Genomic DNA, 25975 nt, shown 5'->3' with positions numbered 1-25975 from the left:
GTCGGTAAGCTACAAGAATGATCAAGTCCCGCACCGCGCGCACCGTCGGCACTACATTCCTCTCCGAGAAGGCTCTCACTTCCGCGGTCCATCGCGCCGTGGACCGTCAGGGCAATCCCACCCCGGGTTTTCAGCGCGCTGTGCTCTCAGCCCTGACCGTCCAACGTCCGGTGGTGCTAGCCAATCTGCGCCGATTGCGTCGCCGGTACCCCGGGGCCACCCCGGCCGAACTGGCCGATAAAATCACCGTGTTGTATCTGCGGTCACTGACCACTACCGGAGCAGCTGCCGGGGGAGCCGGCGTCATCCCTGGTATCGGGACTCTGGCTACCCTGGGCATCTCCGCAGCCGGTGCGCTGGGCTTCATTGAGCTCACCGGACTATACGCCCAATCCATTGCCGAGCTCAACGGTGTGCCGACCGGCGATGATCAGCGCGGTCAAGCACTGGTGATGGCGATCATGCTCGGCGACGACGGGCGCAGAATTTTGGCCGCCTCCCTGCACCAGCAATCTCCGGAGATCGACGCCGGACTGAGCGGGATGGCCTCGGCCTCCTGGATCGTCACCAGCCTGTCAGGGCTCACCGAGGGACTCTTCAACCGGTTGCAGAAATCGTTCTTCTCCTGGACGGCGAAATCCCAGTCCTCACACCTGTTGGGACGGCTGGTGCCCTTCGGCATTGGCGCCGTGATCGGCGGGATGGGCAACCGCAAGCTGGCTATCCGCGTCGCCCGTCATGCCCAGCTACTCTTCGGGCCCATGCCGAGCTGGCATCAGCTGGAAGCCTGGGGACACCCGCTGGGGTTGCCGGCTGACAAGAAGCTAGCCAAAAAGCGCGGTGGCCAGGGTAAAGATGACCAATCCGGCCAGCGCGCCGATGATCGAGCCGTTAATGCGGATAAACTGTAGGTCCTTGCCCGCATAGAGCTCCATGGTGTCGGCGGCCTGTCGCCCATCCCAGCGGTGAATGGTCTCCTGAATGACATCGACCAGCTGGGGTCCATACCGCTCGGCCGCGGTTTGGGCGACCTGCACCGCCCACTGGTCTAGAGTGTTGGCCAGATGCGCATCGGGTTCCATCCGGTGCCCGAAATCAGCTACCGCCTGCCCCAGTGCCCGGTGCAGATCCGAGTCGGGATCGGCTAGTTGGCTCATCAGCGCCTGTTTGGCGGTCACCCAGGTGTGCGAGGCCAGTTGGGCGACATTCGGATCGGCAAACACTCCGGCTTTCAGGTTCTCGACTTTGGCCCGCACCTGGTCATCGTGTTGCATGTCCTGGGCGAGCTGTTCCAACCAGTCGGTGACCTGCTGGCGCAGCTGGTGGTTCTGAGAGGCCACCACCTGGCGGAGATACCCCAACAGTTCACGGTGAATGCGCTCGCCGAGTAGCCGGTCGACCACGCGTGGTACCCAGCCGGGGGAACGGGCCGCGACGGCATCAATAAAGAACTGCGGATTCTCTGCCACCCAGTCGGCGGCCCGGGATGCCACTAGATCCACCGCCGGCTGATGGTGGTTTGCAGAGACGACTTCCTCGAGTACCGATCCCAGGGTCGGCGACCACTGAGGAGCAATCATGTGATCGCGCACCAGATCCGCGATCAGTTCTCGTACCTTGGTGTCATCGGTGGCCCGCAGGGTGCCCGTCGCGATCTCAGCCAGCTGGGTGCCCACCTGACGGGCGTGATCGGGCTCGGCCAGCCAGGCGCCGACCTTGCGGGCTGGGCGCAGGTTGGCCAGCTTTTCGGTCATCACCTCGGATTCCAGGAAGTTCTGCTGAAAGAAGGTGCCCAGCGAGACGGCCAGCTGGTCCTTTTTGCGCGGAATGATCGCGGTGTGGGGGATCGGTAGCCCCATCGGACGCCGGAAGAGCGCGGTGACCGCAAACCAGTCGGCCAGCGCGCCCACCATGCCTCCCTCCGCCGCAGCGCGCACATAGCTGAAGGCCGGGTGGCGTTCTTGCAGGATGAAGGCGATCACGAACACGATCGCTAACACCACCAGCACACTGGTGGCCACCAGTTTCATCCGGCGCAACCCGGCCCGACGGTCGGCTTCGGTGACTCCAGCCACTAGAACCCGGGGCCCTGACCCCAGGCCTGTGCTGCGTCGACGACCTGGTAGGTCTTTTGGGCGATCGCCATTTCCTCATTGGTGGGGATCACCGCGACCTTGATGGCGGAATCTTCGGCTGAGATCAGCCGCGGTTCGGAACCGGTGACCAGATTCAGCTCGTGATCGTAGGTAATGCCCAACACTTCCAGCCGGTCCAGCACGCGGGCCCGGAACGGGGCGGAGTTTTCACCAATGCCGGCGGTGAAGGTGATCGCCTGGGCGCCACCGACGGCGATGTGATAGCCACCGATGTACTTGGCCAACCGATAGCTGGCCACATCCAGGGCGGCCTGGGAGCCACGGTGACCGGCATCGGCGGCGTGGAGCACTTCGCGCATATCGGTGTGGCCGCTGATCCCGTACAGTCCGGATTCGTTATTGAGTACCCGGTCGACTTCCTGGGCGGTAAAGCCGTGGGAGGTCATCAGGTGAGTCACGATCGAGGGGTCGAGATCGCCGGAGCGGGTTCCCATCACCAGACCGGCCAGGGGCGTGTAGCCCATGGAGGTATCCACTGATCGGCCCCCACGGATCGCGGTGGCCGAGGCACCATTGCCCAGGTGCAGAATAATGCCGTTGAAGTTGTGGCGGGGCACCCCGATCAGCTCGGCGGTCAGGCCGGTGACCAGATCGTGACTGGTGCCGTGGAACCCGTAGCGACGAATACCGTAATCGGTGTACCAGGATTCCGGGACCGCATACCGCCAGGCCTCGGCTGGCATCGAGGTGTGGAAGGAGGTGTCGAAGACCACGACCTGCGGGATATCCGGCCACTTTTCCCGCATTGCGCGCAGTCCGGCTGCCGAGGGCGGATTGTGCAGCGGAGCCAGCGGGGCGAGGGCATCAATGGCGCGGATGACCTCGTTGGTGACCAGAGCCGGGGCCTGGAAACGCTCACCACCGTGGACCACACGGTGACCGGCGGCATCGATGGTGCGACCGTCGAGGACGTCCTCGAGCTGTCCCGAGACGATATCCAACGCCTGAGCATGATCGGAAATTTCGGAATCGGGCTGGCCGATCCGTTCAATAATGCCCTCGGCCAGCACCGGCTTCTCGGTATCCGCGCCGGACTCATCGAGTTCACGGACCTGGTATTTCAGGGAGGATGAGCCAGAGTTAATAACCAAAATCAGCATGGTGGGGTCTTCTCCTATCGGGCGCGGGATGAGTTAGTCGCGAGCCTGTGCTTGCACGGCGGTGATAGCGACGGTGTTGACAATGTCCTCCACGGTGGTGCCGCGGGAGAGGTCGTTGACCGGCTTATTCAGGCCTTGCAGTACCGGGCCGACCGCCACGGCACCGGAGGACTGTTGGACGGCCTTATAGGTGTTATTCCCGGTGTTCAGATCCGGGAAGATGAACACCGTGGCCTGACCGGCCACATCCGAATCCGGCATCTTGGAGGCCGCCACCGAGGCCGAGACCGCAGCATCGTACTGCAGCGGGCCGTCGACCTTCAGGTGGGGAGCATGGGCGTGGACCAGATCGGTGGCCTCACGGACCTTATCCACGGCCTCACCGGATCCGGAGGTGCCGGTGGAGTAGGACAGCATCGCCACCCGGGGCTGAACCGAGAATTGCTCGGCGGTGGTCGCCGAGGCGATGGCAATATCGGCCAGCTGTTCGGCGTTCGGGGTGGGATTGACCGCGCAGTCGCCGTAAACTAGCGCCCGGTCGGGCAACAACATGAAGAATACCGAGGAGACGATTGAGACCTCGGGGCGGGTCTTGATGAATTCCAGGGCCGGACGGATGGTGTGGGCGGTGGTGTTGGCCGCACCGGAGACCATGCCGTCGACCTCGTCGAGGTGGACCATCATGGTGCCGAAATAGGCGCCATCGAGCATGACTTCTCGGGCCCGGTCCAGATCTACGCCCTTGTGGGCCCGCAGGCGCGCGTATTCTTCGGCGTAGCGTTGCCGGTCCGGGGATTCGGCCGGGTCGATCAGCGTAATCTCATGCAGGTCCACGCCCTCGGTGGCGGCCAATTCCTGGATCTGGTCGACATCGCCGAGGATCACCAGATCACACACATTGCGACGGTGCAGGATCTCCGCGGCACGCAGAATGCGGGGATCGTGTCCTTCCGGCAACACGATACGTTTGCGGTCGGCCACGGCCCGTGAGATCAGCTGGTGCAAGAACCGCACCGGGGTCATCGCCGAGGAGTTGGTCAATTCCAGTCGCTCCAGCAACTCGTCACCATCGACGCGTTCGTGCCACGCCCCCAGGGCGGCAGCGATTTTGCGCGGCTGGGCGCTGGAGAGCTCGGCGCGGACCCGGGAGACCGCGGTGGTGGTGCTGAATGTGTCGCCGAAGGAGGCAAAGATCGGGAAGGGCGCGTTGGCGTACATCTTCTGGATCTCAGCCCGTGGCAACATCGAATTGGTCAGGATCATGCCCGAGGGGACCGGGAATTCGGGCACCAGCGCGGAGGCCATGGTCGCCAGAATGGCATCGGAGCGGTCCCCGGAGACGATCACCAAAGCGCCCTCGTTGAGAATGCTCAAAAAGTTGCCGCCTTCCATTGAGACGGCCTTGACCTCGGAAACATCGCGCTGGAACTGATCAGACCCGCTAATGTGCTCGAGGTTTAACGCCTGGGCGATCTCAGCGATCGAGGGCAACGTGAGTTCGGGAAGTTCCGGGACGACGTAGACCTTGGCCTGGGACTTCCCCGGACGGAGCGAGGACTCGATGGCTTCCAGTTGGTCGGGGTTGGCGCGGTTGACGATCACCGCCATGGGCTCGGCGCCAGACTCGTTGATGGTGGTCCGGGTGAGCTCCACCGCACTGGAGACGCCCTCCGGGCTCAAGTCGGCGCCAGAGACCACGGCCAGCACCGGGATGTTGAGGTTCAGTGCCAGCCGGGAGTTCAGTTCGAGTTCGAGGGCGGAGTCGGCCTCCACGAAATCGGTGCCTTCGACCACGACCACGTCGGCGGAGATTTGCTCGAAAATATCGACGCACCGAGCGAAGATCTCGTCTTCTTCTCCGGTGGCGACCAGCTCACGGACTTCAGCCGAGCTCAAACCGGCCCGGGCTTGTTCTTCACTGAGATCAAAATTCTCGCGCATCAGGTGCACCATGGGGTCCCGCTGTGGGTCTGGGGAGATGGGGCGGAAGTAGCCTAGTGAGCCGGTGCGCTTATAGATGGAGTCGGCCACCCCGAGGCTGACCAGAGATTTTCCGGTGCCGGCGGTGGTGGTGGAAATGAACAAGCCTTGGGACATACGCATCCTCTCGACCGGTGAAACGGAGATTGGTGTGGGTCACTTCTAACTATATCGACAACACCGCCCACGCCTAAGGGGCTGGTACACAGTGCTCACGTGACGCTTCTAACGTTAGAGATGAGAAAACCTGGGGTTGTGGGGCAGACTGGAACCATGATTATTGCATTTTCGATCACAACCTCCGGCACCGGATCGCTGGGTGCCGATGCTGCCTCCGGGTCTCCGGAAGCCACCGCTGCCGGGTCGGTCTCGCGTGCTGTGGCTGAGGCCATCGCCGTGGTACGCGCCTCCGGATTGCCCTACCGCACCTCCTCGATGTTCACCGAGATCGAAGGTGAATGGGATGAGGTCATGGGGGTTATTAAAGACTGCGTGACCGCCCTGGAACCCTACGGCTCTCGGATCTCCTTGGTGATGAAGGCCGATATCCGCCCCGGATTCACCGGTGAGCTCGATGGCAAACTGAACCGGCTGGAACACCTCCTGCAGTCGCGGGGTGAGAGTGCGCACCACTCGAGTGCACAGGGCACCAGCGAGTAGATGAGACGATTTTTGCGACGGTCTTCACGCACCGAGACCGGGGCACGCTACTACGTGCGCTCGGCGGCTGAGGCCGACGTTGAGCGGGTCATACCGGTCAAACTTGCGGTGTGGGAGGAGATATATACCCCGGTATTGGGCGCTGCATTTAGTGCCAAGGCCCATGCCAGCGCTGAGGGCCAGGTGGCTTTCTGGCGACGTCGCGCTCGAGCAACAGCCGATGACCCGCGGCTGTTTCTGGCCGAAGACCTCCGCGACCGGGTGCAGGGTGTCGCCACCGTGGACGAGCTGGCTGACACCACTCGCACGTGGTGCCAACGCCTGGCAGATCAGGGTGAGCTACCGGAACTGGACGAAAACCCGGGCGCCTGGCCGGTGCGAGAAGTTCGGGGTGTTTATGTGCTGGCCGAATCCCGGCGTCGCGGGTTGGGCACCGCGCTGGTACAAACCGCGCTCGGCCCGCGACCCAGCGTGGCCAGGGTGTGGCGTGACCACGAGTTCTTTAGGGCTCTGGGGTATCGTCCGGTGGGGGAGCCGGTAACGGTCACCGAGGGAGACTGGGCCGGAATGACCGAACAACTCATGGTCAGGGGTGCTGATGGCTAAACGAGGCGGGCGCTCGCAGAAAACATCACCGGCCGATATCACCCCCGGCCACTACCAGATCGACAGCGGAGTCGCGGTGATCACCGAGGACCCCTTCACGGCTGGCGCCTGGCTGTTAATGATTAATGGTGCTGAATCCTCGCAGATCAATGTGGACCATCCCACCGAGCTGGGCTTTGAGTACATGCGGTGGGCGGCCGCGGTGATCACCCACCGGTTTTCGACTGACACCCGGTTACGGTTTCTGCACTTGGGCGCTGGCGGTTGCACCATGGCCCGGTGGGCGGCCGCGGTTTATCCGGACTCGCGCCAAACAGCGGTGGATGATGATGCGACCCTGGTAAACCTGGTCCGAGAACACTGTGGCCTGCCGCGAGCACCGCGGTTGACGATCCGGGCCGCTGAGGCGGGCGAGGTGTTAGCCACCGGTGCTACGGGGTCGCGGGACGTGATCTTCCGCGATGTGTTCGCCCAGGATCAGGACACCGGTCACCAGGTCACGCCCGAACATCTCACCGGGCTGGAAGCCACCGAAGAAGCAGCACGCATTCTCGGTCCCGACGGCGTGTACCTCATCAACTACGCAGGCCCAACCGGACTAGCCGATGCCCGGAGTGAAGTGGCGACACTCCGAGAGGTGTTCTCGGAGGTGATCCTGATATCCGATCCGAGTATGTTCAAATCTCGCCGTCGCGGGAACATGATCTTTGCTGCCAGCAACGCCGAGATCCCGCGCGCGGAACTCGGCGGGCTGGTTGGACTCCAGCGCGCGGTATTGGCAGATCCACTGCCGGCCCACCTGCGCTGGAAGGCCCGAGAACTGGATGACTTTTGCGCCGGTGCGGCACCGCGTACGGCCCCGTTGCGGACCAAAGTCAGTAAGCTGGAGTTAACCACAGGCAGACGCTGTGGGGATCAAGAGAAGGGTGACAATCATGAGTGACCAGAACACTGCATATCAGGGAAAAACTCATGGCGTGGTGGTCGGAGTTGACGGCTCGAAGCGGTCACTGGCCGCTGCCACCTGGGCGTTGCGGGAAGCAGAACGCACTCACCGCCCACTGACGCTCATCTCCGTCTATAGCTTGCCAATGTTTCCGTCGATGGTGATGGATTCCGCAGGCGGATCCGAACACGATAACGCGCTGGCCGATTCCGCGCGCAAGATTTTAGAAGCAACCGCCGAAAAGCTCGGACCCACCGATGTGGAGATCCGAGCAGCCACTGAGCTCGGCGATCCCGCCACGGTGCTGGTCGATTACTCCGAACACGCCGACCTGCTGGTTGCCGGCCCCCGCGGTCGAGGCGGTTTCCTCGGTCTGCTGGTGGGATCGGTGTCGCGTGGGCTCCCGGCACGCGCTAAGTGCCCGGTCGCGTTGGTGCCGAAAGGTGCTGAAGAATCCCGCGCCGGAACTGATGCACCGGTGGTGGTTGGTGCCGACGGGTCGAGGCAGGCACGACTGGCCATGCTCCGCGCCGGCGAGGAAGCCATGAATCGTGGAACCTGGGTGCGGTTAGTCACCGCCATGGCCCCGGTTTCTCCGGCCGTGGAATGGTTGCCTGCTCCCGTGGATGAAAACGCTCTCCTCGAAGAGCTTCGCGAAAAAATGGAGTACGGTCGCAACTGGTTGCAACACCATTTCCCGCAGTTACGGATTGAAGCGGAAGTCGTCGACGGCGTTCCGGTTGATGTGATGGTCAAAGAATCAGAAACCGCCCGCCTGGTCGTCGTCGGAACTCGTGGACTGGGTGGCTTCACCGGGGCACTGCTGGGTTCGACCTCTCAAGGCATCGTCTCTCACGCCAAGGGGCCGGTGCTGGTGGTGCCGGCCTACGACGATCCTCGGTTGGAAGACCGCACCGACTTTGGCCCCACCCTGGATGAGCACAAAGACAAGCGTCCGGATCATTCCTAAGATATTGTCGTTACCAGTCCTTTAACGTCTGACAGGGCGGTTGCCACATGACTGGCAACCGCCCTGCGGTGTGTGAGATGAGGTAGTAACCCCCAAGGATCCGGAGAACTTCCCCGGACTCCGGACCCCCGAGGGAATCTAGTAGCGTCCCGCTTGAGGCAGGATGTTGTGCATACCGCCGTAGTTCAAGGCAGTCACTGAAATACCCATCTGCGGGTTGCGGGCGTGGACAATCTGGTTATTACCCATGTAGATCGCCACGTGGTACACACCGGACCCAGATCCATTATTGGACCAGAACACCAGGTCACCGGGCTGCATCTGGCTCAGTGGCACGTACTGCTTGGCGGCAGCGTACTGTGCCTTCGAGCTACGGGGCAACGACTTTCCGGCGGCATTGAACGCAGCCACAGTCAGACCCGAGCAGTCATAGCCTTGGGGGCCGTTGCCGCCCCAGGAGTAATAGGTGTTGGGGTCATTGGCCTTGCCCACGGCAAACTGGATTGCAGTGCTGGCCCAACCGGAGGACGAGGAGGACCCTGCCGTGCCGGTGGACGGGGATTTCGACGGAGCCTTAGACGGAGACTTCTTCGGGGCAGACTTCGTCGGCGACGGCGAGCTTGACGCGCGACCGTTTGAGGAGGAACCTGAGCCCGACCGAGACGGTGCCGAGGAGCTCTGGGTGGGAGACGGGCTAGCCGGTGCGGAAGAGCTCTGGGTGGGCGACGGGCTGGCCGGTGCCGAAGAGGTCTGCGTGGGAGACGGGCTAGCCGGAGCCGAGCTAGGGGTCTCGGACGGGGTTGCCGACGGCGTCGGTTCTTCCGTGGTCTCTGACGGGGTGGGTTCTTCGGTGACCGGAGTAGGTTCGGCCTCAACGGCCGGCTGTGTCGATGCGGGGGAACTCTGCTCGGTCTCCCGCGCGTCGATTTGCCCCAGAACGCGGTCTAGCTCGGCGGCCCATTCTTCTTCCTCGATCTCGTCAATTCTTTCGGCAGCCTCTTCTTCCGGGATGCCCTCTAGCTCTGCCCACGCCTTGATGAGATCAGAACGAAGTTTGTCGAGCTCTTGGCGCTCTTCTTCGTAGCGACGGGCTTCCTCTTCACGTTCTGCCTGAGCGCGAGCTTCCTCTTCGGCCTTTTGTTCGGCGTCTGCTTCCTTCGCTTCGGCGTTTGCCAGCAGGCTGTCGGCCTCATTGGCTTGGCGGACAGCTTCTTGTCCTTCACGAGCTTGACGATTAGCGAGGTTTTCGGCGGTCGAACGCTGGCTGAGGCTATCTTCATCGCCCAGCATCAGGTCGCTCGCCGAACCGTTACCGTTGCGGTACATCTCACCGGCGGCTGCGCCGACAGCTTCTTCGGAGTCAGAGGCTTGCTCAGCTGCATTTTCCGCAGCCTTTCGGGCATCTTCAGCGTCACGACGTGCAGCTGCCGCCGCTTCTGACATCGAGCGGGCGTTCTCATTAGCTTCCAGAGCGGCTGCCTCGATATCGGCGAATCGCTCGGAGGTCTTCAAGATGGAATCGATGAGTCGCTGGCGCATCTGATCCCGATTGGCATCTGACGTTTTGGCTTGGTCGATCTCTTGCGAGCTCGGAACTTTCGGTAGATCAGCGGCGTCATGCTGGCGAGAGGCGTCAGCATCCAACATATTTGGTACTGCGGCCGCGGCGACTGCGGTTGCGGTGACAATGGCCACCGAGGCGGTAACCCCAATTAGACGGCGAGATTTCACGACAACGTCCTCATTCTCTGGCAAGTGATTCGGGCAGTGAGGTCGAGATCATTTCTTCACCGTTGTGTCACGAGATCATTACGATTCGGATCTGTCACTGCGACACGCCGAAGAAATGCCAACTTCTTGGTCCAGAATAGTTGCACAATTGTCACAAATGCAACAAGAACCCCAGGAATAACATAAATAACAACGGTGTAATTTAGGATTGAATGACCGTGGAATTCGCGAGTTTCTGCGGTTTTGGCATCGTTTCGTGACCTTTTGCACGCCAGGCAGAAACGGGGAGAGCAGTGGTCTATCCCCAGCCCCAGGCGTGCAGTTGCTCGTCGCTAATACCGAAGTAGTGGGCGATTTCGTGCATCACGGTGATGCGGATTTGCCGAGCGAGCTCTTCGTAAGATGAGACCATGCGCTCGAGCGGATTCTTGAAGATCGTCAGATGGTCAGGCATGCCCAGTGGGTCGTCGCCACGCTCATCGAGCGGTACCCCTTCATAGAGTCCGAGGAGTTCGGGCTGTGGCTCTTCGTCGGGGAGTGGCTCGTATTCGTCGGCGACAAAGATCACGATGTTATCCAAAAGACTGCGCACTTGCTCAGGGAGCTCCTCGAGGGCAGCTTCAACGATCGCGTCGAATTCGGCGTTAGATAATGGCTCGATTTGCACACTGTAGAGTTTTCGTCGTAAACTCATGGAGGTCAAGTTCACGGGACATCTGTGGAGTCTCACGAATTTGCCAGGCCCCCATCGTCTAGCGGCCTAGGACACCGCCCTTTCACGGCGGCGGCACGGGTTCGAATCCCGTTGGGGGTACGACTGAAAGACTGTTGATTGACACGATTTCAGTGAGTGGGAAATCTCTGATACTGTAGGTTCCTGTTCAATGGCCCTGTAGCGCAGTTGGTTAGCGCGCCGCCCTGTCACGGCGGAGGTCGCGGGTTCAAGTCCCGTCAGGGTCGCGGATGCGAGAGCCTGTCCAATCGGACAGGCTCTTTGTCCAAGAGTGAGTACCACTCAACAGGCTCTGTAGCTCAGTTGGTAGAGCGTTCGACTGAAAATCGAAAGGTCACCGGATCGACGCCGGTCGGAGCCACCAAAACCCTCGCCTAGCGCGGGGGTTTTGCTTTTACCCCGTATCTCGGATCGACCATCGCGCCCTCACCGCATTGGAACTGGTGGAACACATACGGTGCGTTTCGACCGTTTCTGGCTGATCGCTGTCACCCCGGCCCCGGGGCAACGTGACTGATGTCGCCAGGTGGAACCTGATGGTAGGCTTCGTCGAAGAGTGGCTCACGTCACGACAGAGAATGAGGGCTGGTCGAGATGAAACGGAGTGAGGCCGTCAGCACAGACGGTACCGAGGCGGACCACCATTCTAGGGGCACCAGTGCCCCAGCAGTGCACCGGCTGCGTCGGATACTGTCCACCCTGCGTCCGTTGTGGCGGATGCTGATACTAGCGGGGCTACTACTGATCGTGGCTGACCTGACTGGCTTGTTTAATCCACCGGGCGGTTTCGGCTGGGTTCTCGCTGTCATGATGCTGGTTCTTACCGGGTGCCTGCTGGTCGGAATTGCCCCGGTGACGCCGGCTCGTGCACCCGTTGTGGTTCAGCCTCCAGTGCGCGGACGGTGGCTGGCAGTCAATAGCCCCGGTCAGCAACTGCCCAGTCACGGTACGGAGACACGTGGACAATTCAGCGCCGTGGATCTGGTCCATCCCTCCGTTGCCGAAGACATGACCACAACGATCAACCCGGCCGATGTACGTTTGCTCGGGCGTGGAACGCGCCCCGAGGAGTTCACCTGTTTCGGTGAGCCCGTGTACGCGATCGCGGATGGAACAGTGCTTCAGGCGGCTGATCGGCAACGCGACAAACGGGCGCGCGACACCTGGCTCGGGCGGATCTTGATGCTCCTTCTTGAGGGCCCGGCCAGCGAATTTTTTGGCGGATATCGAGCCATATTCGGCAATCGCGTGGTGGTTCAACACGATGACGGAACCTTCGCAGCGTACGCGCACTTGCGCCGTGACTCCGTGGTGGTGGTTCCGGGACAGCGAGTGAGAGCCGGGGAACAGCTGGCCGAGGTGGGCAATACCGGAAACACCACCGAGCCGCACCTGCATGTACAGCTAATGGATCGCGGGTCACCGGATGCGGCTGCGGGGTTACCCTTCGTTTGGTCGGGTGTTGAGCTGGGCGATCTGGATCCAGCGTGGAAGCCCTTTGCTAAAGACCGCGCGGCAAATGCCGTGACCGAGATGCCTCGAAACGGGCAGATTTTTCAGGTCGTCGAATTCGGCTCGGTCGGGTAGGGTGGCCTCCACGACCCATCGCCGATCGAGCATTCCCGCAAAATATGCAAAATCAACGGTTGATCATCGATCACGACCGCCGTGGTAGCGGTCTCGTTGTACGGGGGTCTCCTCGTGGTCAGTTCCGGGGCCGTGGTGTCGGCCCGGAAAACTCAGCGTTCTGTGTTGCTCAGCAACGGTATGACTGCTTTGAGCACGCACCATGTGGCCACCATCATCCCAACGAACCAGGTAATAGCGCTCAACATCATATCGCTGAGAGCACCAGATAGCTGGAGCCCGATCAGAACCACCATGTGGATGCCTGCCAGGATGAACAGACCGATGCTTTGCTGAGTTGATTCGCTCTTTTCTTCCAAGCGTTTCTCCCGTTGTTTCTCATGGACGCATCTCGCCCTGCCATCTTGTTAATCGATCGTAAGTTGCGCGAGGACACCGAGGCAACGGTCAGAGCAGGGAAACGCTCGAATACCTCCAGAAGCTCTCGGGTGGCGTTCTCGCGTTGAGCGGTGAGCACATCCAGTTCATAGGGGCCTAGCTCATCTGGCTGTTCCAGGTCGATGGACTGCACGCGTTTCAAGAGGAACGAGTGGTGACCGGATCGTGCAACGATTTAGAGATCCTTCCAATGCATGTCCCTCTAGTCAGCGCTCGCCACCGGTCCCGTGCCCACGGTTCGCTTGTTAAACGGCGAAGCGAGGGCGGGGGGTTGAATAAGAAAATATCACTCCGTTAAACTCGCCCTGCGACGACCTGAGGGTGACGCATGACGTCTCATGGATTCCTTGGAAGGCGGTCCTGAATGTGCTTGAGTTTCTAACTTCGCGGTGGGGAGATATTCTTTTTCGCTCCTACCAACACGCCAGCTTAGTGGTTCAAGCGCTGATCTTAGCCACGATTATTGCTTTAGTGATCGCAATGTTGGTGTCGTCACGGCCGTGGGGTGCTTCGGTTGCGAACGCTCTGAGCTCTATCGGGTTGACCGTGCCCTCACTGGCCTTGCTTGGGCTGGTGATTCCCATCGTGGGTATCGGTACTTTACCGTCGGTGGTCTTGGTGACCTTTTACGCGATCCTGCCGATCATGCGAAATGCCATTGTCGGCTTGCAAGCCATAGATCCGCTGGTTGTCGAGTCCGCCCGTGGTCAAGGGATGGGGCCTGCGGCAGTCTTGTTCCGAGTACGGTTGCCACTGGCCTGGCCGATCATTATGACCGGCGTGCGAGTCTCTGCTCAGATGTCCATGGGTGTAGCCGCCATCGCGGCCTATGCCCTAGGACCTGGACTGGGTGGATACATTTTCTCGGGCCTCAGTCAAATTGGAGGGGCAAACGCGGTGTACTACGCCTTGGTTGGCACTTTTGGCATCGTGATCGTGGCGCTCATTCTTGACCTCTTACTCATGGGTCTGACCCGCCTCACCACTTCGAAGGGACAAAAAGCATGACAGAGTCACAGCGTCATCACGAATCCAACCGCGGCGTTGAGATCGAACTTCGCAAGGTTTCCAAACGGTACCCCGGGCAGAAAAATCCTGCCGTCCAGGAGATGGACCTCGTCATTCCTGCCGGTGAGATGGTGATGTTTGTTGGGCCATCGGGATGTGGGAAAACCACCACGTTGAAGATGATCAATCGACTGATCGAACCAAGCGCTGGCACGATTCTGATTGACGGGGACGATGTGACCAACCACAATCCCACGAGGTTGCGTCGCAATATCGGCTACGTGATTCAGGGCGGTGGGATGTTGCCGCACCTGACTGTGGGCGCCAATATTGGCCTCGTCCCGGGGCTACTCAAGTGGGATAAGAAGCGGATCCGCGCCCGAGTAGATGAGCTTCTGGACATGGTGGGGCTTGACCCGCAGATTTACCGTGACCGCTATCCGAGGGAACTCTCCGGCGGACAGCAACAGCGTGTGGGTGTGGCGCGTGGACTGGCTGCTGATCCCCCGATCGTGCTGATGGATGAGCCGTTCGGCGCGGTTGACCCGGTGACGCGCTCGCGATTGCAGGATGAACTTATGCGGATTCAGTCTGAACTGCAGAAGACGATCGTGTGCGTGACTCACGATATAGATGAAGCGATCAAACTGGGTGACCGGATGGTGATTTTCCAACCAGGAGCCACGATCGCGCAGTACGACACGCCAGAAAAGGTTCTCGCCGCACCGGCCAGCGATTTTGTCGACGATTTCATCGGTGCTGGATCAACCTTAAAACAGCTCAGCTTACGGCGGGTTGACGAACTTGGGTTGTCGCATCCACCCACAGCCCGGATTGGCGAGTCTGTGGATGAGGTAGTGCAACGGGCCACAGTAGCGGGAGCGAGTGCTGTTGTGATCCTTAATGAGCGTGACGAGCCCCGTGACTGGGTCAGCCTGCGCACGCTCCAACGACAGGCTACGGTGCCAGATCCCAAGGCGGATTTGCAGACCGTCATCGACCACCGGTCAACTCTCAATGACGCGCTCGACGCAATGCTCACCTCCTCCCACGGTGGTGCCATGGTGGTCAAGCGTGGCACCTACCAGGGTGTGTTGCTTTATGAGACGGTGACGGATTATGTCCGCGCCCTGAATGAACAGGTTGCGCAGCCGGTACACGACGAGCAACAGCCCGGTTCATCCGACAATCTGACTGACGATGTGCGGGGAGTGAACTGATCATGTGGCGAAGGCTTTCTCGCGAAGACAAAATCTTGCTGGCGGGTATCCCGGTGCTCGTGATCATCTTGCTGGGGGGTTGGCTGGTCTGGCAAGCGGCCGCAACTTTGGACGATATTGAAGCCCGTACCTTGGACCTCTCCAACGTGGCGGTCATGGCGGGCGAGCACGTTGTACTGGTCTTGGTCTGCACCATTGTTGTAGTACTCACCGCGATTCCCGTCGGAATTCTCCTCACGCGCGGTAGCTTACGCCGGCTGGCAACTCCGGTGACCTTCATTGCCAATATGGGACAGGCAGCACCGGTGATCGGTGTGATCGTGCTACTGGCCATGTGGTGGGGATTCGGGGCGACAACTGCTGTTGTATCGCTGTGGATCTACGCTTTCTTGCCCGTGCTGGCCAATACGATTGCAGCCTTGCGCTCCGTTGACCCCGAACTTATTGAGGTTGCCAGGGGGATTTCGATGTCTCCGTGGCAAGTTCTCTTCAGAGTCGAGCTACCGATGGCACTACCAGTGATCATGGTCGGGGTGCGCACAGCACTCGTGCTATTGGTGGGTGCTGGGGCCTTCGCGACTTTTATTGACGCTGGTGGCCTCGGGACACTCATCACCACCGGAATCAGCCTGTACCGGTTTCCCATTCTGATTTCGGGTGCCCTGTTGATTGGTACTCTAGCCCTGCTGATCGAATGGGTGGGAAGACTGTGTGAAGCGATCTTGGCTCCGAAGGGGGTGACTGCGTGAAACGGTCAATGTCGTTGAAGATGTTGCTTCGGGTCGCTAAACGTCGAGCTGTTATCGGCGTGAGTAGTCTCGGGCTCATCGGAAGCCTGGTCCTGTCCGGTTGTGGTTTGGGTACTGCCGGCGGTTACACTCCCTCGGGGACGCTGACCGGTGAGGTCGCCGACATTAGCCTTGACGGTGCCAGTATTTCCGTTGGTTCCAAGAACTTCACCGAGCAAATCCTTCTGGGCAAGATCGCTGTGGTGCTACTGCAGTCAGCGGGGGCTGACGTTCAGGACCTGACGAATATTCCCGGCTCGACCTCGGTTCGCCAGGCCCAGTTGACAGGTGATGTTGACCTCACCTTGGAATATACAGGGACAGCCTGGATCACATATATGGGGCACACTGATCCGATACCCGATTCCCAGGAACAATACGAAGCTGTGCGGGACGCGGACAAGTCCAACGGGCTAATGTGGTACGAGCCCGCGGAAATGAACAACACGTATACAATGGCTGTGCGCAGGGAGACGGCTGAAGAATACGGGGTCTCATCCCTGGACGATATGACGAAGCTCCCCGAGGCAGAACAAACATTTTGTGTGGATGCCGAGTTCCAGGCTCGCAATGATGGGTTTATCCCGATGCTGGAGGAATACGGGATGGATGAACCTCCTTCTGAACAGGTGTCGATTATCGACACCGGAGCGATCTATGCGGCCCTTGCTAACGGAACCTGTACCTTCGGTGAGGTATTTTTCACCGACGGTCGTATTAAGGCGTTGGACCTGGTAGCGCTGGAAGACCCGCAGGGATTTTTCCCCAAATACAACATGGCACCGGTCGTTGACAGTGAGCTCGCCGAGCAATACCCCCAGCTTGAAGACCTCTTTGCGCCGGTCGTCGCTGACCTAGACAATGACCGGATGCAGGAACTTAATGCCCGCGTGGACGTGGACGGAGAAGACTACGGTGACGTGGCCTATGAATACCTTAAAGATTTGGGAGTAGTCACCGACAGCTAGGGAGCGGACGGCATGACAACGTCCGCTAAAACGTTGTCTCGGGCTCAGCTACCTGTAACTCGAGTTGCAGGTATGAGACGCTATCCTCAATACTGTTGATTGAGTCCTAGCTCACAGAAAAGGAAAAGGAAGGTCCATGCCCGAGGCATATATCTATGATGCCGTGCGAACTCCGCGCGGGAAGAATAAGAACGGGTCGTTGCACTCGGTGAAACCCATCGACCTGGTGGTGGGCTTGATCGAAGCCATCCAAGAACGCAACCCCTCGTTAGATCCACAACTCATTGACGACATTGTCCTGGGCGTGGTCTCCCCGGTTGGAGACCAGGGTGGAGATATCGCTCGCGCCGCTGCCCTGGCGTCGTCGCTACCCGATACCGCCGCCGGCGTTCAGGTCAACCGGTTCTGCGCCTCCGGTCTGGAAGCCGTGAACCTGGCCGCCCAGAAGATCGGCTCCGGCTTCGAAGATCTCGTGCTGGCCGGCGGCGTGGAATCCATGTCGCGGGTGCCACTGGGTGCTGACGGTGGCCCGTACTCTCAGGACCCCGCCACCGCCTATGACTCCTACTTCGTGCCCCAGGGTATCTCCGCAGACTTGATTGCCACGGTGGAAGGTTTCAGCCGCGAAGACGTCGACACCTACGCCGCTCGTTCCCAGCAGCGGGCTGAGACCGCGTGGCAAGAAGGTCGCTTCGACCGCTCGATCGTGCCGGTGAAAGACATCAACGGTCATGTGCTGCTCGACCACGATGAACACCGCCGTCCCGGCTCCACCGTGGAATCCCTGGGCGAACTGCCCGCCAGTTTCGCCAAGATCGGTGCCCAGGCTGGTTTCGATGACGTTGCCTTGCAGAAATACCACTGGTTGGAGCGGATCAACCACGTCCACGGTCCCGGTAACTCTTCCGGCATCGTTGACGGCTCCGCCCTGGTGTTGCTCGGTTCTGCCGAGATCGGTGAGAAGCTGGGCCTGACCCCGCGCGCCAAGGTTATTCAGACGGCGGTCACCGGGTCGGAACCGACCATCATGCTCACCGGCCCGACCCCGGCCACTGAGAAAGCACTGGCCAAGGCGGGTCTGAGCGTGGACGATATTGACCTGTTCGAACTCAATGAGGCCTTCGCCGCTGTGGTGATGAAGTGGCAGAAGGAGCTGGGCGTTCCGGATGAAAAGGTCAACGTCAACGGTGGTGCCATCGCCATGGGCCATCCATTGGGTGCGACCGGCGCGATGATTTTGGGTACGTTGCTCGATGAGCTCGAGCGCACCGACCAGCAGCGCGGTCTGGCCACCCTGTGCATCGGTGGCGGCATGGGTATTGCGACCATTATCGAGCGAGTCTAAGGGGAACAGTCATGACGACAGAGAACTACACCGGATACCAGTGGGACCAAGACGCCGATGGCATCGTGACCATCACCATGGACGACCCCAATGCCTCGGTCAACACCATGAACGACCACTTCGTGCAGGCCTTCTCAGCCACCGTGGACCGGCTGGAAGCCGAAGAGATCACCGGCGTGGTGATCACCTCGGCGAAAAAGACCTGGTTCGCCGGAGGTAACCTCGAGCAACTGCGCGAGATGACCCCCGAGAACACCGACGCCCAGGTGGCAGAACTCAGCCACATCAAGTCGCTACTGCGTCGTCTGGAGCAACTGGGTAAACCCGTGGTGGCCGCCATGCACGGTGCCGCCCTGGGCGGTGGCCTCGAAATCGCCCTGGCCTCGCACTACCGACTGGCCGCCTCCGATAATCCCAAGGCACGCTACGGTGTGCCCGAAGTGACCCTGGGACTGCTTCCCGGCGGTGGCGGTGTGACTCGCTTGGTGCGCATGCTCGGTATCCAGGACGCCCTGCAGAAAGTCGTGATTCCCGGTACCCAGTTCAAGGCCGAAGACGCCCACGCGCTGGGGCTCATCGATGAGCTGGTGCCCACCGAGAAGCTTCACGAAGCGGCGGTGGCCTGGATCAAGAACAACCCAGAGCCGGTCCAGCCCTGGGACCAAGAGGGCTTCAAAATCCCCGGCGGGGACCCGAAGAGCCCCAAGGTCGCCAGCCAGCTACCGGCCCTACCGGCACTCTTGCGTCGCCAGCTGAAGGGCGCGAACTTCCCGGCACCGCGTGCTGCCATGGCCGCCGCGGTAGAGGGCGCCTCGGTGGATATCGACACCGCACTGGCGATTGAGACCCGGTACTTCATTCACCTGACCCACTCTCAGGTGGCCAAGAACATGATCCAGGCCTTCTTCTTCGACATGCAGCACATCAAGTCCGGTGGCTCCCGTCCCGACGGCATTGCCCCGCGGGAGATCAAAAAGCTCGGCGTACTCGGAGCCGGTTTGATGGGCGCAGGCATCGCCTACGTGTCCGCCAAGGCTGGACTGGACGTGGTGCTCAAGGACGTTTCGCTGGAGGCGGCTGAAAAGGGTAAGGACTACGCCCGCAAGCTTGAGGCCAAGGCTCTACAGCGCGGCAAGACCACCGAAGAAAAGTCCCAGGCGCTGCTGGACCGCATCACCCCGACCGGGGAAGCCTCCGATTTTGAGGGCGTGGACTTCGTCATCGAGGCGGTCTTCGAATCCGTTGAGCTCAAACACCAGGTGTTCCAGGAAATCCAGGACATTGTCACCCCGGACGCACTGCTGGGCTCCAACACCTCCAGCCTGCCGATCACTTCGCTGGCTGCTGGCGTGGACCGTCAGGAAGACTTCATCGGCATTCACTTCTTCTCCCCGGTCGACAAGATGCCACTGGTGGAGATCATTTGCGGCGAGAAGACCTCCGATGAGGCACTGGCACGCGCCTTCGACTACGTGGCCGCGATCCGCAAGACCCCGATCGTGGTCACCGACTCGCGCGGTTTCTTCACTTCCCGGGTGATCGATAAATACATGCGCGAAGCCCTGGCGGCTGTGGGTGAAGGTGTGGAGCCGGCCACCGTCGAGCACGCTGCAATGCAGGCCGGTTACCCCTCCGGCCCGCTGTCGCTGCTGGACGACCTGACGCTGACCCTGCCGCTGAAGATCCGTTCTGAGGCCGAAGAAGCAGACCGTGCCGCCGGCATCGATACCCCACACCACCCTTCCCAGGACGTACTGCGCTGGATGGTGGAAGAAGCCGATCGTCCTTCCCGCAAGTCCGGTCGCGGGTTCTACGACTACGACGAGAACGGCAAGCGTCAGCTGTTGTGGCCGGGGCTACGGGAGCACTTCAAGTCCGGGACCTCGGTGCCGGAGCTGATCGACCTGCAGGAACGCATGCTCTTCGCTGAGGCACTGGACACCATTGCCTGCCTGGAAGAAGGCGTGCTGACCTCGGTACCCGACGCCAACATCGGCTCGATCCTCGGTATTGGCTTCCCGGCCTGGACCGGTGGCGTATTGCAGTACGTCAACCAGTACGCCGGCGGCCTGCAGGGCTTCGTGGATCGCGCTCGCGAACTCGCCGAGAAGTACGGCGACCACTTCCTGCCCTCCGACGGGCTGATCGCGAAGGCCAAGGCCGGCGAGAAGTACGAGTAAAAACTCCATATACTCATCGCACCCGTCAGCGCTTCTTTGAGGTGTGCTGGCGGGTGCGGTGTGTTAACCCCGCAATGAAAACCCCCGGAATAGGCAAAGCGTGGCTGAAGCGCCTAAGATTTTGACGTACACGATTTCGTCAGAAGGTGGAGACTGCAGATGCCTCGTATCGTCGTTGACGTGATGCTCAAACCCGAAATTCTTGATCCGCAGGGTAAAGCCATTGCCCACCAGCTCCCCGGAATCGGGATCTCCGATTTCTCCGCAGTCCGTCAGGGCAAGCGTTTCGAACTGTTCGTCGACGGTGAGGTCACCGAGGCCCACCTGCAGGCAGCACGTCGGGCCGGTGAAGAACTGCTCTCCAACCCGGTGATCGAAGACGTGGTGAATGTGTCTGTGGCTGACGACGATGCGGTGGAGCAGGCATGAGCCCACGTATTGGCATTATCACCTTTCCTGGAACACTCGATGACCGCGATGCTACCCGAGCGGTGCGGTTGGCCGGCGCCGAGCCGGTGCAGCTGTGGTACAAGGACACCGACCTGGCCGGTAGCGACGCGGTGGTGATCCCCGGCGGATTCTCCTACGGCGACTATCTGCGCGCCGGGGCGATGGCCGCCAAAGCCCCGATGATGACCCAGGTGGTGGCCGCAGCTGAGACCGGCCTGCCGGTGCTGGGCATTTGCAACGGGTTTCAGATCCTCACCGAGGCCGGATTATTGCCGGGCTCGATGATCAAAAACGATCACCTGAAGTTCATCCGCACCGATCAACGTTTGCGCATTGACAACGCCACCACCGCCTGGACGTCCTCGTTTCGTCAGGGCGAGGAGATTGTGGTGCCGTTGAAGAACCAGGACGGCCAATACGTTGCCGATGAGCAGACGCTGGCGATGCTGGAGGAGTCCAACCGGGTGGTCTTCCGCTACCGTGGCCACAACCCGAACGGATCCCGCAACGACATTGCCGGTATTACCAATGAGGCAGGCACTGTGGTGGGGTTGATGCCCCACCCCGAACACGCGGTGGAAGCCGGTTTCGGCCCCTCACTGGCCTCTGGAGCCGCCGCGCCTGCCACCATGCGCCAGGGAACCGATGGGCTGGGCGTGTTCCAGTCCGTGCTGACCTCACTCGCGAGAGCCTAAGGATTACGATGTTCAACCTCGACACCGTCGACCACGCGACTGCCACCCCCGATGAAGAACTTCCCTGGGCCGAACTGGGGTTGAAGGACAACGAGTTTGCCGAGATCAAAAAGGTCTTGGGGCGCCGGCCCACCCACGCCGAGCTGGCGATGTACTCGGTGATGTGGTCCGAGCACTGCTCCTATAAGTCCTCCAAGGTCCACCTGCGCCAATTCGGTGAGAAGGTCACCGACGAGATGCGTCAGGACCTGATGGTGGGCATCGGTGAGAACGCCGGGGTCACCGACATCGGTGACGGCTGGGCGGTGACCTTCAAGATCGAGTCCCATAACTCACCGTCCTTCGTCGAGCCCTACCAGGGTGCAGCCACCGGCGTGGGTGGGATCGTGCGCGACATTATCTCGATGGGTGCCCGCCCGGTGGCGGTCATGGACGCGCTACGTTTCGGTCCGATCGACTACCCCGACACCCAACGGGTACTCCCCGGCGTAGTGGCCGGAATCGGCGGATACGGTAACTCGCTGGGGCTACCCAATATCGGCGGAGAAACCGAATTTGACGAGTGCTATCGCGGTAACCCGTTGGTCAACGCGCTGGCGGTCGGCGTACTGCGCCACGAGGATCTGCGCACCGCCAACGCCTCGGGGGCGGGCAATCAGGTCGTACTCTTCGGTGCCCGCACCGGCGGTGACGGCATCGGTGGCGCCAGCGTGCTGGCCTCAGAATCCTTCGACGACACCAAACCCTCCAAACGCCCGGCGGTGCAAGTCGGTGACCCGTTCGCCGAAAAGGTCCTGATCGAGGCCTGCCTGGAGCTATTCCACTCCGGACTGGTGGAAGGTATCCAAGACCTGGGTGCTGCCGGCATTTCATGTGCCACCTCGGAGTTGGCCTCCAACGGTGAGGGCGGGATGCACGTGGACCTCACCCAGGTGCTGTTGCGTGACCCGAGCCTGACCCCCAGCGAGATTCTGATGTCAGAATCCCAGGAACGGATGATGGCCGTCGTCACCCCCGAGAAACTGGCCGACTTTGAAGCCGTGATGGATAAGTGGGAGGTCGAGTACTCGGTGTTGGGCGAGGTGACCGACACCAACCGGCTGATCATTGAGTGGGACGGCGAGGTGATCGTCGACGTGGACCCGCGCACCGTGGCTCATGACGGGCCCGAATACCACCGCCCCTACCACCGTCCGGACAGTCAGGACGCGTTGGCCACCGACCACTTCCAGGCCCTCGATTTCCAGGCCCCCGAGGCCGATCTGCGCCAGACCATCTTGGACTTGCTCTCCACCCCGAATCTGGCCGATACCTCCTGGATCACCGCCCAGTACGACTCCTACGTGCAGGGCAACACCGCCATGGCCGAACCGGATGACGCCGGGGTGATCCGCGTGGACGAAACCACCGGGCTCGGCATTGCCGTGGCCACCGACTGCAACTCGCGGTTCACCACCCTGGATCCCTACACCGGCGCTCAGGCCAGCCTGGCCGAGGCCTATCGCAATGTGGCCACCTCCGGGGCCCGCCCGGTGGCGGTCTCCGACTGCCTGAACTTCGGCTCCCCGGAAGATCCAGCGGTGATGTGGCAATTCGCCGAAGCCGTGCGCGGGTTGGCCGATGGGTGCCTGGAACTGGGCATCCCGGTTACCGGTGGCAACGTCTCGCTATACAACTCCACCGGCGCCCAGGCCATCCACCCCACCCCGGTGGTCGCCGTGCTGGGCGTACACCAGAACGTGGAGAACCGGGTACCTTCTGGCTGGCAGTCCGCCCACGCCGGTCACGTGATCTACCTGCTGGGCACCACCGCCGATGAGCTCGACGGCTCCGAACTGGCGCGGATGCACGGGCACCTCGGCGGCGTACCGCCCCAGGTCGACCTGGCTGCCGAAAAGGCACTGGCGCAACTGTTGCAGACCGCCGCACAACGCCAGCTGATCTCCGCGGCCCACGATCTCTCCGGTGGGGGACTAGCTGCCGGGCTGGCCGAAGCCTGCCTGCGGTTCCAGGTCGGCGCGGAGTGCGAGCTGAACCACGTGGCCGACCGCGATGGGATTGACCTGCCGACCCTGTTGTTCTCCGAATCTCAGGGTCGGGCCATCGTCTCGGTGCCTCCGGTGCAGGTGACCGCCCTGGAGCAACTGGCCGAAGCGCACCACGTGCCACTGGCGCAGATCGGGGCGGTGACCGCCTCCACCAGCCTGCACATCAACGGGCTTGAGCCACTGATGTTCAGTGAGATCAACCGGACCCGTGCGAACCTGATCAGCGAGTACTTCGGATAGTGCCCACCAGCTCACCATCCCGTACGGCAGCCATCGTCGGCGCCGGCCCCAACGGGCTCACCGCCGCCGCCCTGCTAGCGAAGGCCGGCTGGCAGGTCGACGTCTACGAACGCAATGCCCGCATCGGCGGAGCCAGCTCCTCAGCGGAGATCTTCGGGCCCGGCACCGTGGTCGACCTGGGGGCTGCCGCCCACCCCTTCGGGGTGGCCAGCCCGGTCTTCGCCCGACTGCGACTGACCGATCATGGGCTACGCTGGCGACACGGCCGCTACCCCATGGCCCACCCGTTGGACGACGGCTCGGCCGTGGTCTTACATCACAGCCTAGAAGACACCGCCGCCGAACTCGGTGGCGACGGCACCGCCTGGCGGATGATTCACCGGTCCCTGGTCGACAATATTGACAAGGACCTGGAAAACGTCATGGGTCCGTTGCTGCGGTTCCCTGCCCACCCGGTACGCATGGCCCAATTCGGGCTGTTCGGATCCCCACCCTCGACGTGGTTCACTCGCACCGCCTTCCGCGACCAGCCCGCCCGGGCGCTATTTATCGGCTCGGCCGCCCACGCCATCACCCCGCTGGGTCACCCGTTTACCTCCGCCTATGGCGCGATCTTCGGCGCTCTGGGCATGACCCGTGGCTGGCCGGTGGCCGAGGGGGGCTCCCAGGCCATTTCCGACGCCCTGGGATCGGTGATTACCAGCCACGGCGGACGGATTCACACCGATACGGAGATCACCTCGCTACACGAGTTGGATGCCGAGAAAATCCTGCTGAATATGACCCCGGCCCAGGTGATGACCCTCGCCGGACGCGAGACCGCCGCCGGGTTGAGCGATACCACCCTGGGCCGGCTGTCTCGCTGGCGCTACGGACCCGGCGTGTATAAGGTCGACTATCTGCTCGACGGGCCGGTGCCCTGGAGCGATGACCGCGTCGGTCAGGCCGTGACCGTTCACGTGGGCGGTCAAGCCGCTGAGATCCGGTTGGCCGAAGCCCAGATCACCGCCGGACGCATGCCCGAACGGCCCTTTGTGATGGTGTGTCAGCAACAAGTCGCTGACCCCAGCCGGACCACCGATTCGCGCACGATCCTGTGGACCTACGCGCACGTGCCGGCCAATTATCACGAGCCCCGTCGCGGACTGGTAGCCGAGCGGATCGAGGCCCAAATTTCCCGGTTCGCCCCGGACTTCCGCGACCGAATCCTGGACCGCCACCTGGTCTCCCCACAAGATCTGCAGGACTGGAACCCGAACCTCATCGGTGGCGATATTGCCGGTGGGGCGATGACCCGCAGTCAGGCGGTGCTACGTCCCGGTCTCACCCGCGAACCCTACCGGCTCACCGACCGGCTCTTTATGGGCTCGGCAGCCACCCCGCCCGGGGCCGGGGTGCACGGTATGTCCGGGTACTGGGCCGCCCAGGCGATGGGGGCGGAACCCCGGGAAGCTTAGCTGAGGAACACCCCTCGGGCATAGCCCTCGGGCACAAACACCTCAGCCTCGCCGTGGATCAAGACATACCCGTCCGGAACCTGTTCCACAGTGACGTCGGTACCCAGCGTGATGCCCTGGGCCAGGCAATCGGCCAAGAACTCCTGATCAATCTGGGCGATTTCCCCGATCCGCGACAGGATGCCGTGGTCCCGGTCCACAATGCTGTCATCGGCGGGCTGGTCCACCGAATGCACCTGGGAACCATTGAGTTGCGGGACTTTATTGCCGAAAGGATCCACCTCCGGGTGCTCCAAGAGCCCGTCCATCAACTCCACGGCCTCATCACTGGCCACGTGCTCCCATCGGCACGCTTCGGCGTGAATTTTCGACCAGTCGAGCTTGACCACCTGATGCAAAAACTGCTCGATCACTCGGTGTTTGCGCATCACCGATAAGGCCTGCTGTTCGCCTTCTGCGGTAAAGTGCAACACCCGGTCGTTGCCCAACACCAGCAACCCGGCCTTCGACATCCGATTTACCGTCTCCGAGACGGTCGGGGAGGACTGCTCGAAGCGTTCGGCTAACCGGGCGCGCAGGGCCGGCAGGCGGGCCTCGTGCAATTCGGTAATGGCCTTCAGATACATTTCCTGTGTATCGACCAGGTCGTGGTGATCGGACATCGTGGCA

The 25975-nt window shown here is 61.5% G+C and carries 23 protein-coding genes and 3 tRNA genes; 19 read left to right on the top strand and 7 right to left on the bottom strand.

What is annotated here, in order from left to right; all coding sequences use genetic code 11:
- Positions 1-17 precede the first annotated feature (17 nt).
- Entirely contained in the window at positions 18-911 is an 894-nt protein-coding gene (locus DCC27_RS08485; RefSeq protein ID WP_110110528.1) for a hypothetical protein, read from the top strand.
- Here DCC27_RS08485 and DCC27_RS08480 read toward each other — a convergent pair.
- Genes DCC27_RS08480 through pta form a run of 3 tightly spaced genes read right to left on the bottom strand, consistent with a single transcriptional unit; the run spans position 825 to position 5353 of the window.
- A complete protein-coding gene (locus DCC27_RS08480) occupies positions 825-2075 on the bottom strand; it encodes a DUF445 domain-containing protein (protein WP_246840071.1) in 1251 nt (416 codons plus the stop codon). The two genes, DCC27_RS08485 and DCC27_RS08480, sit on opposite strands and share 87 nt — an antisense overlap.
- Positions 2075-3256: an acetate/propionate family kinase gene (locus DCC27_RS08475; RefSeq protein WP_110101549.1), complete on the bottom strand. Its 1182-nt coding sequence runs from the start codon at positions 3254-3256 to the stop codon at positions 2075-2077. The genes DCC27_RS08480 and DCC27_RS08475 overlap by 1 nt, the downstream gene beginning before the upstream one ends.
- 33 nt (positions 3257-3289) lie before the next feature.
- On the bottom strand, positions 3290-5353 hold the full coding sequence (pta, locus tag DCC27_RS08470; RefSeq protein WP_110110527.1) for a phosphate acetyltransferase: 2064 nt from the start codon (positions 5351-5353) through the stop codon (positions 3290-3292).
- Positions 5354-5509: 156 nt separating this feature from the next.
- On the opposite strand from pta, the gene DCC27_RS08465 reads away from it, so the two are divergent.
- The 4 genes from DCC27_RS08465 to DCC27_RS08450 are packed head-to-tail and all read left to right on the top strand — an operon-like array spanning position 5510 to position 8418.
- Positions 5510-5896 (top strand): thiamine-binding protein, encoded by a 387-nt coding sequence (locus tag DCC27_RS08465; RefSeq protein ID WP_110110550.1) that lies wholly within the window; start codon positions 5510-5512, stop codon positions 5894-5896.
- Positions 5897-5908: 12 nt separating this feature from the next.
- Positions 5909-6502, top strand: a complete 594-nt coding sequence (locus DCC27_RS08460; protein ID WP_148707525.1) for a GNAT family N-acetyltransferase — start codon at positions 5909-5911, stop codon at positions 6500-6502.
- Positions 6495-7445 carry a spermidine synthase gene (locus DCC27_RS08455; protein ID WP_168186108.1) on the top strand — a complete coding sequence of 317 codons (951 nt, stop codon included), beginning with the start codon at positions 6495-6497 and terminating at the stop codon, positions 7443-7445. The genes DCC27_RS08460 and DCC27_RS08455 overlap by 8 nt, the downstream gene beginning before the upstream one ends.
- Positions 7438-8418, top strand: coding sequence for a universal stress protein (locus tag DCC27_RS08450; protein WP_110101546.1), 981 nt, complete (start codon positions 7438-7440; stop codon positions 8416-8418). The genes DCC27_RS08455 and DCC27_RS08450 overlap by 8 nt, the downstream gene beginning before the upstream one ends.
- Positions 8419-8556: 138 nt before the next feature.
- On the opposite strand, the gene DCC27_RS08445 is transcribed toward DCC27_RS08450, so the two are convergent.
- Complete coding sequence (locus tag DCC27_RS08445) at positions 8557-10149, bottom strand: C40 family peptidase (RefSeq protein WP_110110525.1); 1593 nt, start codon at positions 10147-10149, stop codon at positions 8557-8559.
- Positions 10150-10447: 298 nt separating this feature from the next.
- Positions 10448-10843: a metallopeptidase family protein gene (locus tag DCC27_RS08440; RefSeq protein WP_110099997.1), complete on the bottom strand. Its 396-nt coding sequence runs from the start codon at positions 10841-10843 to the stop codon at positions 10448-10450.
- A gap of 47 nt (positions 10844-10890) precedes the next feature.
- Here DCC27_RS08440 and DCC27_RS08435 point away from each other — a divergent pair.
- From DCC27_RS08435 to DCC27_RS08420, 4 genes are all read left to right on the top strand, one after another.
- Positions 10891-10963, top strand: a tRNA-Glu gene (locus tag DCC27_RS08435).
- Between the two features lie 72 nt (positions 10964-11035).
- A tRNA-Asp gene (locus DCC27_RS08430) sits at positions 11036-11109 on the top strand.
- 61 nt (positions 11110-11170) lie between these two features.
- Positions 11171-11246 (top strand) — tRNA-Phe (locus tag DCC27_RS08425).
- A gap of 230 nt (positions 11247-11476) precedes the next feature.
- Positions 11477-12469, top strand: coding sequence for a M23 family metallopeptidase (locus tag DCC27_RS08420; protein WP_110110524.1), 993 nt, complete (start codon positions 11477-11479; stop codon positions 12467-12469).
- A gap of 152 nt (positions 12470-12621) precedes the next feature.
- On the opposite strand, the gene DCC27_RS08415 is transcribed toward DCC27_RS08420, so the two are convergent.
- Positions 12622-12828 (bottom strand): hypothetical protein, encoded by a 207-nt coding sequence (locus DCC27_RS08415; RefSeq protein ID WP_110110523.1) that lies wholly within the window; start codon positions 12826-12828, stop codon positions 12622-12624.
- A gap of 445 nt (positions 12829-13273) precedes the next feature.
- On the opposite strand from DCC27_RS08415, the gene DCC27_RS08410 reads away from it, so the two are divergent.
- The 10 genes from DCC27_RS08410 to DCC27_RS08365 all read left to right on the top strand — a co-directional run bounded on the left by DCC27_RS08410 (position 13274) and on the right by DCC27_RS08365 (position 25306).
- Positions 13274-13915, top strand: a complete 642-nt coding sequence (locus tag DCC27_RS08410; protein WP_110099074.1) for an ABC transporter permease — start codon at positions 13274-13276, stop codon at positions 13913-13915.
- Complete coding sequence (locus DCC27_RS08405; protein WP_110110522.1) at positions 13912-15135, top strand: ABC transporter ATP-binding protein; 1224 nt, start codon at positions 13912-13914, stop codon at positions 15133-15135. Before DCC27_RS08410 ends, DCC27_RS08405 begins: the two co-directional genes overlap by 4 nt.
- 2 nt (positions 15136-15137) lie before the next feature.
- Positions 15138-15884, top strand: a complete 747-nt coding sequence (locus tag DCC27_RS08400) for an ABC transporter permease (RefSeq protein ID WP_110101251.1) — start codon at positions 15138-15140, stop codon at positions 15882-15884.
- A complete protein-coding gene (locus DCC27_RS08395) occupies positions 15881-16891 on the top strand; it encodes a glycine betaine ABC transporter substrate-binding protein (protein ID WP_246840070.1) in 1011 nt (336 codons plus the stop codon). The genes DCC27_RS08400 and DCC27_RS08395 overlap by 4 nt, the downstream gene beginning before the upstream one ends.
- A gap of 136 nt (positions 16892-17027) precedes the next feature.
- Complete coding sequence (locus tag DCC27_RS08390; protein WP_110110521.1) at positions 17028-18236, top strand: acetyl-CoA C-acetyltransferase; 1209 nt, start codon at positions 17028-17030, stop codon at positions 18234-18236.
- A gap of 11 nt (positions 18237-18247) precedes the next feature.
- The gene (locus DCC27_RS08385) at positions 18248-20416 is read left to right on the top strand and encodes a 3-hydroxyacyl-CoA dehydrogenase NAD-binding domain-containing protein (protein ID WP_110110520.1); all 2169 of its coding nucleotides are present in this window, start codon (positions 18248-18250) and stop codon (positions 20414-20416) included.
- Between the two features lie 159 nt (positions 20417-20575).
- On the top strand, positions 20576-20845 hold the full coding sequence (purS, locus tag DCC27_RS08380; RefSeq protein WP_110101254.1) for a phosphoribosylformylglycinamidine synthase subunit PurS: 270 nt from the start codon (positions 20576-20578) through the stop codon (positions 20843-20845).
- A complete protein-coding gene (purQ, locus tag DCC27_RS08375; protein WP_110110519.1) occupies positions 20842-21561 on the top strand; it encodes a phosphoribosylformylglycinamidine synthase subunit PurQ in 720 nt (239 codons plus the stop codon). Before purS ends, purQ begins: the two co-directional genes overlap by 4 nt.
- 8 nt (positions 21562-21569) lie before the next feature.
- Positions 21570-23849 (top strand): phosphoribosylformylglycinamidine synthase subunit PurL, encoded by a 2280-nt coding sequence (gene purL, locus DCC27_RS08370; protein WP_110101256.1) that lies wholly within the window; start codon positions 21570-21572, stop codon positions 23847-23849.
- Complete coding sequence (locus tag DCC27_RS08365; RefSeq protein ID WP_110099082.1) at positions 23849-25306, top strand: NAD(P)/FAD-dependent oxidoreductase; 1458 nt, start codon at positions 23849-23851, stop codon at positions 25304-25306. Before purL ends, DCC27_RS08365 begins: the two co-directional genes overlap by 1 nt.
- Here the strand turns inward: DCC27_RS08365 and DCC27_RS08360 are convergent.
- Positions 25303-25968: a metal-dependent transcriptional regulator gene (locus DCC27_RS08360; RefSeq protein WP_110101257.1), complete on the bottom strand. Its 666-nt coding sequence runs from the start codon at positions 25966-25968 to the stop codon at positions 25303-25305. The two genes, DCC27_RS08365 and DCC27_RS08360, sit on opposite strands and share 4 nt — an antisense overlap.
- Positions 25969-25975: the final 7 nt, after the last annotated feature.

Source organism: Auritidibacter sp. NML130574 (assembly GCF_003185725.2).
Classification (GTDB): Bacteria; Actinomycetota; Actinomycetes; order Actinomycetales; family Micrococcaceae; genus Auritidibacter; species Auritidibacter ignavus.
Note: the sequence above shows the minus strand (reverse complement) of the source record. Positions and strands in the feature narration are given on the sequence as shown.